At 62.1% G+C, this 10,802-nt stretch carries 7 protein-coding genes; 5 read left to right on the forward strand and 2 right to left on the reverse strand.

Annotated features, from left to right (window positions below; all coding sequences use genetic code 11):
• Positions 1-64 precede the first annotated feature (64 nt).
• The 5 genes from ptsP (at position 65) to clpB (ending at position 8,399) form a co-directional block, all read left to right on the forward strand.
• The gene (gene ptsP / locus QN224_RS24235) at positions 65-2,332 is read left to right on the forward strand and encodes a phosphoenolpyruvate--protein phosphotransferase (RefSeq protein ID WP_283978683.1); all 2,268 of its coding nucleotides are present in this window, start codon (positions 65-67) and stop codon (positions 2,330-2,332) included.
• A gap of 167 nt (positions 2,333-2,499) precedes the next feature.
• Positions 2,500-3,582, forward strand: a complete 1,083-nt coding sequence (gene prfA / locus QN224_RS24240) for a peptide chain release factor 1 (protein ID WP_283978684.1) — start codon at positions 2,500-2,502, stop codon at positions 3,580-3,582.
• A gap of 6 nt (positions 3,583-3,588) precedes the next feature.
• Positions 3,589-4,470: a peptide chain release factor N(5)-glutamine methyltransferase gene (gene prmC, locus QN224_RS24245; protein WP_283978685.1), complete on the forward strand. Its 882-nt coding sequence runs from the start codon at positions 3,589-3,591 to the stop codon at positions 4,468-4,470.
• A 332-nt stretch (positions 4,471-4,802) separates the two neighbouring features.
• Positions 4,803-5,453: a DUF4167 domain-containing protein gene (locus QN224_RS24250; RefSeq protein ID WP_173509301.1), complete on the forward strand. Its 651-nt coding sequence runs from the start codon at positions 4,803-4,805 to the stop codon at positions 5,451-5,453.
• Between the two features lie 339 nt (positions 5,454-5,792).
• Positions 5,793-8,399, forward strand: a complete 2,607-nt coding sequence (gene clpB / locus QN224_RS24255; RefSeq protein WP_283978686.1) for an ATP-dependent chaperone ClpB — start codon at positions 5,793-5,795, stop codon at positions 8,397-8,399.
• Between the two features lie 66 nt (positions 8,400-8,465).
• Here clpB and QN224_RS24260 read toward each other — a convergent pair whose 3' ends face one another.
• Both QN224_RS24260 and QN224_RS24265 read right to left on the reverse strand, forming a co-directional pair.
• Positions 8,466-10,427: a M23 family metallopeptidase gene (locus QN224_RS24260; protein WP_283978687.1), complete on the reverse strand. Its 1,962-nt coding sequence runs from the start codon at positions 10,425-10,427 to the stop codon at positions 8,466-8,468.
• Between the two features lie 151 nt (positions 10,428-10,578).
• Positions 10,579-10,802: hypothetical protein (locus QN224_RS24265; protein ID WP_283978688.1), on the reverse strand; the 224-nt coding region annotated here is incomplete at its 5' end.

Consider the following 10,802-nt stretch of genomic DNA (forward strand, 5'->3'; position numbering starts at 1 on the left):
GACCGATCGCTCGTGAGGTCCGGATGCGTGCCGTCGGTAATTCTTATTCGGGAGACCTTACGCGATGAGAGACCTTTCCGCAGGTCCGCGCGTTCTCCTCAAGCGGTTGCGCGAGCTCATGGCGGAACCGCTCGAGCCGCAGGAGCGCCTGGACCGGATCGTGCGCCAGATTGCACAGAACATGGTCGCGGAAGTGTGCTCCGTCTATGTGCTGCGTTCCGACGGCGTGCTCGAACTCTATGCCACCGAAGGTCTGAACAAGACCGCCGTCCACCTGGCGCAGTTGAAGATGGGGCAGGGCCTCGTCGGCACGATTGCGGCCTCGGCACGACCGCTCAATCTTTCTGACGCGCAGTCGCATCCGGCCTTCACCTATCTGCCTGAGACGGGCGAAGAGATCTACCACTCCTTCCTTGGCGTGCCGATCCTCCGCACAGGGCGCGCGCTCGGCGTTCTCGTGGTGCAGAACAAGGCGATGCGCAACTACCGCGAGGACGAGGTCGAGGCTCTCGAGACGACGGCGATGGTTCTCGCCGAGATGGTCGCGACCGGCGAGTTGAAGAAGATCACCAAGCCCGGCCTCGAACTCGACCTTTCGCGTCCTGTCACGATCGACGGCAACAGCTTCGGCGAAGGCATCGGCCTCGGCTATGTCGTGCTGCACGAGCCGCGAATTGTCGTCACGAACCTGCTCAACGAGGATACGGACCAGGAATTGCAGCGCCTTGCCGAGGCGCTCGGTTCCCTGCGCATCTCGATCGACGACATGCTGTCGCGCCGTGACGTGTCCATGGAGGGCGAGCACCGGGCGGTGCTCGAAACCTATCGCATGTTCGCCCATGACCGCGGCTGGGTGAGGAAACTCGAGGAGGCGATCCGCAACGGCCTGACGGCGGAAGCGGCGGTCGAGCGCGTGCAGAGCGAGACCAAGGCGCGAATGATCCGGCTGACGGATCCTTATCTCCGCGAGCGGATGCATGATTTCGACGACCTTGCCAACCGACTGCTGCGCCAGCTTTCCGGTTACGGCGCCAAGCTGTCGGCAGCCGACTTCCCGAATGACGCGATCATTGTCGCCCGCGCCATGGGCGCGGCCGAACTGCTGGACTATCCGCGCGAAAACGTCCGCGGTCTTGTCCTCGAAGAGGGCGCCGTCACGAGCCATGTGGTGATCGTCGCCCGCGCCATGGGTATTCCGGTCGTGGGCCAAGCGGCGGGTGCCGTGGCGCTTGCCGAAAACCGCGACGCCATAATCGTCGACGGCGACGATGCGAAGGTGCATTTGCGGCCGCTCGCCGATCTGCAGCGTGCTTACGAGGAGAAGGTGCGGTTCCGCGCCCGCCGGCAAGCGCAGTTTCGTGCACTGAAAGACGTCGAGCCGCTTACAAAGGACGGCAAACGCATTACATTGCAGATGAATGCCGGCTTGCTGGTTGATTTGCCGCATCTGAACGAGGCCGGGGCCGAAGGCATCGGTCTTTTCCGCACCGAACTGCAATTCATGATCGCCTCGACCATGCCGAAGGCCGAGGAGCAGGAAGCCTTCTATCGCAGCGTGCTGAAGCAAACGGGCGGCAAGCCGGTGACGTTCCGCACGCTCGACATCGGCGGCGACAAGGTCGTTCCCTATTTCCGTGCGGCGGAAGAGGAGAACCCGGCGCTCGGCTGGCGGGCGATCCGGCTTTCGCTCGATCGGCCGGGACTTCTGCGCACGCAGCTGAGGGCGATGCTGAGAGCGGCCGCCGGCGCTGAACTCAAGCTGATGCTGCCGATGGTGACGGAAGTCTCCGAGCTCAAGATCGCGCGCGAACTTTTGCAGAAGGAGATCGAGCGCCAGTCGAAGCTTGGCGAGCAATTGCCGCGCAAGCTGCAGTTCGGCGCAATGCTGGAAGTTCCGGCGCTGATGTGGCAGCTCGACGAACTGATGGCCGAGGTGGATTTCGTCTCCGTCGGTTCGAATGATCTCTTCCAGTTCGCTATGGCGGTCGACCGCGGCAATGCCCGTGTATCCGATCGTTTCGATATTCTCGGTCGACCATTTCTGCGCATCCTGCGGGAGATCGTGCGGGCCGGCGAACGCAACGACACGCCGGTGACGCTTTGCGGCGAAATGGCGAGCAAGCCGCTGTCGGCGATGGCGCTGCTTGGTCTCGGCTTCCGCTCCGTGTCGATGTCGCCGACGGCGGTCGGGCCGGTCAAGGCGATGCTGCTGGCGCTCGATGCCGGCAAGCTGGCTGAGCTCCTGGAGACTGCGCTCGACGACGTGAAATCCGATACGTCGGTTCGGCAGCTCCTCGTCGATTTCGCAGGGGCCAACGGCATACCGGTTTAGACAGCATTGGAGCGTCTTTACAGCGCCGCGCGTCTAATCAGACGCGCAAAGGTCGCTGTAGAGCTTTGATTTGTTGCATGATTCCTTAAATCGGAACCGATTTAAGGAATCATGCAGTGGCCACGCCCGAATGATCTCGGGCGGGGCGAACGCATTTGGAGTTACATTTGGCAAAGCTTCCCGTTGAAAAGATGCGCGAACTGGAGCGTCGGTTCGGTGAGATCGAGGCTCGCATGTCGGCCGGGCCGTCGGCTGACGTCTACGTCAAGCTGGCCTCGGAATATTCCGAGCTGCAGCCGGTCGTGACCAAGATCCGTGCCTACGAGAAAGCTACGGCTGAACTCGCCGACATCAACGCCATGCTCTCCGACCGGGCGACGGATAAGGAGATGCGCGACCTAGCCGAGATGGAAAAACCCGACGTCGAAGAGCGGATCGAAGCGCTCGAGCAGGACATCCAAATCCTGCTCTTGCCAAAGGATGCGGCCGATGAAAAGAGCGCGATCCTCGAAATCCGTGCCGGCACAGGCGGCTCGGAGGCAGCACTCTTTGCCGGCGACCTCTTCCGAATGTACGAGCGCTATGCCTCGACCAAGGGCTGGCGAGTCGAGGTTCTTTCGGCAAGCGAGGGCGAGGCCGGCGGCTACAAGGAAATCATCGCGACGGTATCGGGCCGCGGCGTGTTCTCGCGGTTGAAATTCGAATCCGGCGTCCACCGGGTGCAGCGCGTGCCGGAAACGGAGGCGAGCGGACGCATCCATACCTCCGCGGCGACGGTGGCGGTCCTGCCCGAGGCCGAGGAGATCGATATCGATATCCGTCCCGAGGACATCCGCATCGACACGATGCGGTCTTCGGGTGCCGGCGGTCAGCACGTCAATACGACCGACTCTGCGGTCCGCATCACCCATATCCCGACCGGTCTCGTCGTCACGAGCTCGGAGAAGTCGCAGCATCAGAACCGCGCCAAGGCGATGCAGGTGCTGCGCTCGCGACTTTTCGATATGGAGCGCCAGCGCGCCGACAGTGAGCGGTCGGCGGATCGCAGGAGCCAGGTTGGCTCCGGCGATCGTTCGGAGCGTATTCGCACCTACAATTTCCCGCAGGGCCGCATCACCGACCATCGCATCAACCTGACGCTCTACAAGCTCGACCGGATGATGATGGGCGAGATCGACGAGGTCGTGGATGCGCTGCTGGCGGATTATCAGGCAAGCCAGCTCGCGCTCCTCGGCGAGCAGCAGGGCTGAGCCGCAATGGCCGAGACGCTCGACCACCTCCTTGCCGAAAGCCGTGACAGGCTGAAGGCCGCCGGTATCGAGACGGCGGCGGTCGATGCCCGGCACCTGATTTCCGGGCTGCTCGGGCTTTCGTTAGCGGCAATGATGGCGCGGGGAGGGGAGGCGGTTGACGACGCCGTCGCGGCGCGGATCCGAGCTGCCGTCGAGCGTCGCGCAGCGCGCGAGCCGGTCTACCGTATCCTCGGCGAAAGGGAGTTCTACGGACTGACGCTCAAGCTCTCCAAGGACACGCTGGAGCCGCGGCCGGATACTGAGACGCTGGTCGACTGCATGATCCCGCATGTGCGGCGGATTGTCGCCAACAAGGGAACCTGCCGGATCATCGATCTCGGCATCGGAACAGGAGCAATTTGTCTTGCTCTTCTCGATGAGGTACTTGAAGCTCGCGGCCTCGGTACCGATATATCCGAGGACGCCTTGGCGACGGCGCGCGAAAACGCAGAGCGCAACGGTCTTGCCGGGCGGTTCCAGACGCTTCGGAGCAACTGGTTCGAGGAGGTCGGGGGGCGGTTCGATGTAATCGTCTCAAATCCGCCTTATATCCAGTCCAAAGTTGTCGAAGAGCTTGAGCCGGAAGTGAAATTCCATGATCCGGCCGCTGCTCTTGATGGCGGAGACGACGGGCTGAATGCCTATCGTGCCATTGCCCTTCACGCTGATCGTCATCTTGAAGCAGACGGCGTAATAGGCTTGGAAATCGGTTTCGATCAAAAGCAGGCGGTGATGGCGCTGTTCGCAGCGCAAGGGTTCCGTTTGCATGACAGCGCGAAGGACCTCGGCGGCAACGACCGGGCCCTTGTATTCAAGCGCGACCGGGAATGCGGCAGCAACTGTTGAAAAAACGCTGCATCGGCACATCTCTTTTCTTGAAGGGCAAAGAAAGGGCTTGGAATCCTAAAGGAAGCGGGCTAGTTTGCCCCCGCGCACTGGGCAGTAAGGTCATCGACCAAAGATTCGCTCCGGTATGACCTGGCCACGGGGATTGCTCTCAAGAAAGAGTTGCTAGGGTTCGACAGTGCCTTGTGCGGGTACCTGTTAATTTGACGTCAGCCGGCGCCGAGATCGCGATGCGGTCTTTCGTGGCGCGTGTTTTCTCGGGCGCGGACAGGTCCGGCCGGGATGCGGAACCACATGATCATCATTATCAAGAGAATTCGGGTGAATATACTATGAGGCCAGGACAGCAAAACAAGCGCGGCCGTGGGCGAAATAACAACAATAACAACGGAAACAACCATAACCGCAAGGGATCCAATCCGCTTACGCGGACTTACGATAGCTCCGGCCCCGATGTGAAGATTCGCGGTACCGCTCAGCACATCGCTGAGAAATACGCTGCCCTTGCGCGCGACGCGCAGAGTTCCGGTGACCGCGTCATGGCGGAAAACTACCTGCAGCATGCCGAGCACTACAACCGCATCATCGCCGCGGCGCAGGCGCAGATGCAGGATCGTTTCCAGCGCGACGAGCGCCAGGACTATCAGGACCGGGACGGGATCGATCGCGATCAGGACGATCTGGATCAGGGCTATTCAGAGGATGCACCCGCAGCCTCGAATGCAGCCGCACCCTCCGTGAGCGCACCTCAGCCGGTTATCGATGGTTCCGGTCCGCAGCCGGTGATCGAAGGCACGCCTGCCGAAGTGGCAATGGAAGAGGAAACGCCTGCGGCGACCTCCGGCCGTCCGGCCTCTCGCCGTCGCAGTGCCAGCCGTCCGCGCCGCCAGCCGCGCCGCGGCGCGCAGGACGAAGCATCGGGCGACGCCCAGCCGTCCGGCGAAGCTGCTGGCGATGCGCCGGCGCTAGCCGCCTCGGAATAAGCGCTCCCGGAATAAGCGCTCTCGGGCGCTTCGCCTTACGCAACCGATTGACCAGAACCCGGCCGCCCAGCGGTCGGGTTTTCTTATGTCAGCCACTCGGCGATCGGGGCGCTCTTTCTGGTTGAGCCCGGCGCCACCTGTCCGTGGAGATTTCGCCAAGCGCCTTCCGCCACCGCCCTTTAATTTCTGAAAACACTGCCCCATATTCCGCTTCGAAGACTTGATCCCGCGCAACGCGAGGACGAGTCATCAATGACAGGCTTGCCGAATGCGGGAGCCTGATCCTGAAACACCGGCCAGTGCCACGATGATGGGCTCGCCGGGCTATGGAGGTAGAGAATGAATATCGAGAAATATTCCGAGCGCGTGCGCGGTTTCCTGCAATCGGCGCAGACCTATGCGTTGGCCGAGGGACACCAGCAGTTCACGCCCGAGCACGTCCTCAAGGTATTGCTCGACGATGATCAGGGCATGGCGGCGTCTCTCATAGAACGCGCCGGCGGTGATGCGCGCGAGGCAAGAGCCGGCACGGCTCAGGCTCTGGCGAAGCTCCCCAAAGTCTCCGGCGGCAATGGTTCCGTCTACCTGTCAAAGCCGCTTGCCAAGATTTTCACTACGGCCGAGGAGGCCGCCAAGAAAGCCGGCGACAGCTTCGTGACTGTCGAGCGCCTGCTCCTGGCACTGGCGATCGAAAGCTCGGCTGCCACCGCATCGATCCTGTCGAAGGCGGGCGTCACGCCGACCAAACTCAACCAGGTCATCAATGAAATCCGTAAAGGGCGCACGGCCGACAGCGCCAATGCCGAGCAGGGCTTCGATTCGCTCAAGAAATACGCGCGCGATCTGACGGCGGAAGCGCGGGAGGGCAAGCTCGACCCGGTGATCGGCCGCGACGACGAAATCCGTCGCACGATCCAGGTGCTTTCGCGGCGGACCAAGAACAACCCGGTGCTGATCGGTGAGCCGGGCGTCGGCAAGACGGCGATCGCCGAGGGCCTTGCGCTCCGGATCGTCAATGGCGACGTGCCGGAAAGCCTCAAGGACAAGCGCCTGATGGCGCTCGACATGGGCGCGTTGATTGCCGGCGCGAAATTCCGCGGCGAATTCGAGGAGCGGCTGAAGGCCGTGCTCAACGAGGTTCAGTCGGAAAGCGGCGAGATCATTCTGTTCATCGACGAGATGCATACGCTCGTCGGCGCCGGCAAGGCGGATGGGGCCATGGATGCCTCGAACCTTCTGAAGCCCGCGCTCGCTCGTGGCGAACTGCATTGCGTCGGTGCGACGACGCTCGACGAGTATCGCAAGCATGTCGAGAAGGATGCCGCTCTTGCCCGGCGGTTCCAGCCGGTGATGATCGACGAGCCGACGGTCGAGGACACGATCTCCATCCTGCGCGGCCTCAAGGAGAAGTACGAGCAGCACCACAAGGTGCGGATTTCGGATTCCGCGCTGGTGGCCGCCGCGACGCTTTCCAACCGCTACATTACCGACCGCTTCCTGCCGGACAAGGCGATCGACCTGATGGACGAGGCCGCCTCTCGCCTCAGGATGCAGGTCGACTCCAAACCGGAGGAACTCGACGAACTCGACCGGCGCGTCATTCAGCTGAAGATCGAGCGCGAAGCCTTGAAAAAGGAGACCGACGCCTCCTCCAAGGATCGTCTCGCAAAACTGGAACTCGACCTGTCCTCTCTCGAAGAGGAAGCTGCCGCACTGACGGCGCGCTGGCAGGCAGAAAAGCAGAAACTCGGGCAAGCCGCCGATCTCAAGAAGCAGCTCGACGAAGCACGCAACGAGCTTCAGATCGTCCAGCGCAAGGGCGAATTCCAGCGCGCGGGTGAACTTGCCTACGGCGTGATCCCGAAACTCGAGAAGGAGCTTGCCGAAGCGGAAAGCCAGGACGGTTCAGGCGCCGATGCGATGGTGCAGGAGGTCGTCACTCCCGACAACATCGCCCATATCGTTTCGCGCTGGACCGGCATTCCCGTCGACAAGATGCTCGAAGGCGAGCGCGAGAAGCTGCTCAGGATGGAGGACGAACTGGCAAAATGGGTCGTCGGCCAGGGCGATGCGGTGCAGGCCGTGTCGCGCGCGGTCCGGCGTTCGCGCGCCGGGCTCCAGGATCCGAACCGGCCGATCGGCTCGTTCATCTTCCTCGGGCCTACTGGCGTCGGCAAGACGGAGCTGACCAAAGCGCTTGCCCGGTTCCTCTTCGACGACGAGACGGCGCTGATGCGGATCGACATGTCGGAGTACATGGAGAAGCACTCCGTGGCCCGGCTGATCGGTGCGCCTCCCGGCTATGTCGGCTATGAAGAGGGCGGGGCGTTGACCGAATCCGTTCGCCGCCGGCCTTACCAGGTCGTGCTGTTCGACGAGATCGAGAAAGCCCATCCCGATGTCTTCAACGTGCTCTTGCAGGTGCTTGACGACGGGCGGCTGACCGATGGCCAGGGACGCACCGTCGACTTCAAGAACACGATGATCATCATGACCTCGAATCTCGGTGCGGAATACCTGACCGCCCTCGGCGAGAACGAGGACAGCGATGCGGTTCGCGATCAGGTCATGGAGGTGGTGAGAGCCGCCTTCCGCCCGGAATTCCTGAACCGCGTGGACGAGATCATCCTGTTCCACCGGCTGCGTCGCTCGGAAATGGGCGCGATTGTCGATATCCAGCTCGAAAGGCTGCGCAAGCTGCTTGCCGATCGCAAGATCACGATCGAACTGGAGGACGAAGCGCGCGCCTTCCTGGCCGACAAGGGCTACGACCCCGCCTATGGTGCACGGCCTTTGAAGCGGGCGATTCAGAAATATCTTCAGGATCCGCTGGCCGAGAAGATGCTGCAGGGCGAGTTCCCGGACGGCTCCGCGGTGAAGGTTATCGCCGGATCCGACCGGCTGAACTTCAAGCGTGGGACCCCCGTCGAGAAAGAAGCCGCGTAAGCAAAGAATTGAGACAGAAAAGGCCGCCGAAAGGCGGCCTTTTTGCATGGCTTATACCATGGAATATTATTGTTTGCTCGCAACCTCGTTGCCGCCCTCGTCCTTGCCGAGGAGTTCGTCGATACGCATGCGCTCCTTCTCGAAGGTCGCCAGCGCCTCGCCTTTGAGCGACTTGCCGCCGGGCAGGCGGATGCGCAGGGGGTCCACCTTGTTGCCGTTAACGATCAGCTCGTAATGGAGATGAGGGCCGGTGGAAAGCCCGGTGGTGCCGACCCAACCGATCACCTGGCCCTGGACGACCTTGGCGCCCGGCCTGACGTTCTTGGCGATCGCGCTCTGGTGATTGTAGGACGAAACGTAGCCGTTGGCATGGCGGATCAGAGTCTGGTTGCCATAGCCGCCGGAGTCCCAGCCGGCTTTCTCGACCGTGCCGTTTCCGGCGGCGATGATCGGGGTGCCACGCGGCGCCGACCAGTCCACGCCGGTATGCATGCGGGAGAAGCCGAGGATCGGGTGGCGGCGCATGCCGAAACCGGAACGGAAGTGGCCGTTCGGAAGAGGATTGCGCAAGAGGAACTGGCGGATGCTCTTGCCGTCCTTGTCGAAGTAATCGATCGAATTATCGTCCGGATCCTGAAAACGGTAGAACCGGGTCTCGGCGTCACCGAACTTGGCATTCACGTAAAGAAGCTCGGATTCGTCCGTCGCGCGCCCGCTTTCGTCGGTGACCGAGAAGAAAGCCTCGAGCGAATCCGCAGGCTTCAACTGCGCCTGGAAATCGACATTGCTTGCCAGCAGCTTGACCACCAAGGCCACCATGTCGGAATTCATGCCGTAGGAAAGGGCGGCTCGATAGATACCGTCATAGACGCGCGGCAGGTCATGACCGCTGGCGACCACAGGCGTTCCGTTGTCGTCGAAGGCGGTCGCGACCGCATCGAGTCTCGGCGGCTCGGCGCCGGGAACGAAACGGCCCTTGTCGTCGACGGCCATGGTGAGCACGTGACGATTGCGCGAGTAAATGGTGGCGCGCACGATCCGCGCCTCCTCACCTTTCTGGATGATCCCGATGCGCAGGACGTCGCCGGCGGCCAGCTCCTTGGCGCCGAGTGCCTCCTCGATGTAGCCTCCGGCATCCTCGGCCTGCGCCTTGGAATAACCGGCATTCACCATCGCCGTTACGATCGGCGTCGGGCGGCGAACCGGGATAACGTCGTCCGCATATTCGGTGCTCTGCTTGGTGATGTTCTCATAGGCCGAAACGCTCATGTTTTCCTCGACGATCCGGGCCGACAGCCCCTGGATCAGATCGAGCTCGCCTGCGTCCGAAGCGAAGCGTTGCGGGTCGACATAGAAAAGCGAAGCAACCTGCGTGTTGCCTTCCGTCAGGACCGAGCCGTTGGTACGGACGTTTTCCTCCACCTCGTCGAGCGACATGGATGGTCCGAAAGTGAGGCTGGATCCCTTCAGCGGAAAGTCGATGGTTTTCAGTGCAACCTCGGATTCGACGTCCGAACCGTAGATGGTGCCCGTCCGTGCTACCGGAGCTTCCGCGTCCGCGTCGTCCGTCGCGAAGATCGCCAGCGGATCGAATGCGGGGTAGTTTTCGGACGTCTGGTGATTGGCCGCGAGCGCCATCTTGACATGGACGAAGGGCTGCCGGCGGACGACCTCCTTCTCGCCGTCATGGATCATCGTCGAGACTTCCATGACCGTCTTGTCGGCGGGCTTGGCGACGATGTTAGGCGATAGGATGCGGTCGCCGCGCTTGGCGGTACTGATCGGCGCAGCGCCGGGAGCGGAAGGGTCGAGTGCTGCAAAGGCCTCCGCCGGAATCGCCAGTTGCTGCCGGCCGTCGAGAGCGGCAAAGAGGGCGACGCCCATTAGCAGGCTCGATGTGATACCGGTGAGGAACGTGCCCGACAGCCAGCGCATCGAGATCTCGCGCCGGTCCGGCGCGCGGCGGCCATCCGCAAGGATCGGCGGCTGGTCGCCGAGCGACCGGACCATGTTCTTGTCGGTGATCATGCCAAGCTTAAGCGCCCCTGATTACTCTTAACCGTATTCTTGACGTCGATACGTTACGCGAAGGTGTGCATCCTCCGCGCGCCGGAGTCAAATCGGCGAGGGGGAGGGCCCCCCGCCTATGTCCCCCGAAGCGAAGCATCGATGATGTCGCTTAGATCGGTTGATTGTGAAGAAGTGAGGGCGAAATTGTGAATCCACAGAGCGGCCGATCCGGCGAGAAAAGAATCTCCGACCCGCAAAGCCTTGTGTCGCCGAGGTTTGTCAGAAAACTGTCATTTTTTTTGAAAATGGCTGTTGACTGGGGAAAGGGTGCGGGTCTATAAGCCCGATCACTGACGAGGGCGGCGGCGCTGCTGGCGACGATGACCTTCGCTC

Origin of the sequence: Sinorhizobium sp. 7-81 (assembly GCF_030124405.1) — a bacterium.
In the GTDB taxonomy this organism is placed as follows: domain Bacteria; phylum Pseudomonadota; class Alphaproteobacteria; order Rhizobiales; family Rhizobiaceae; genus Sinorhizobium; species Sinorhizobium psoraleae.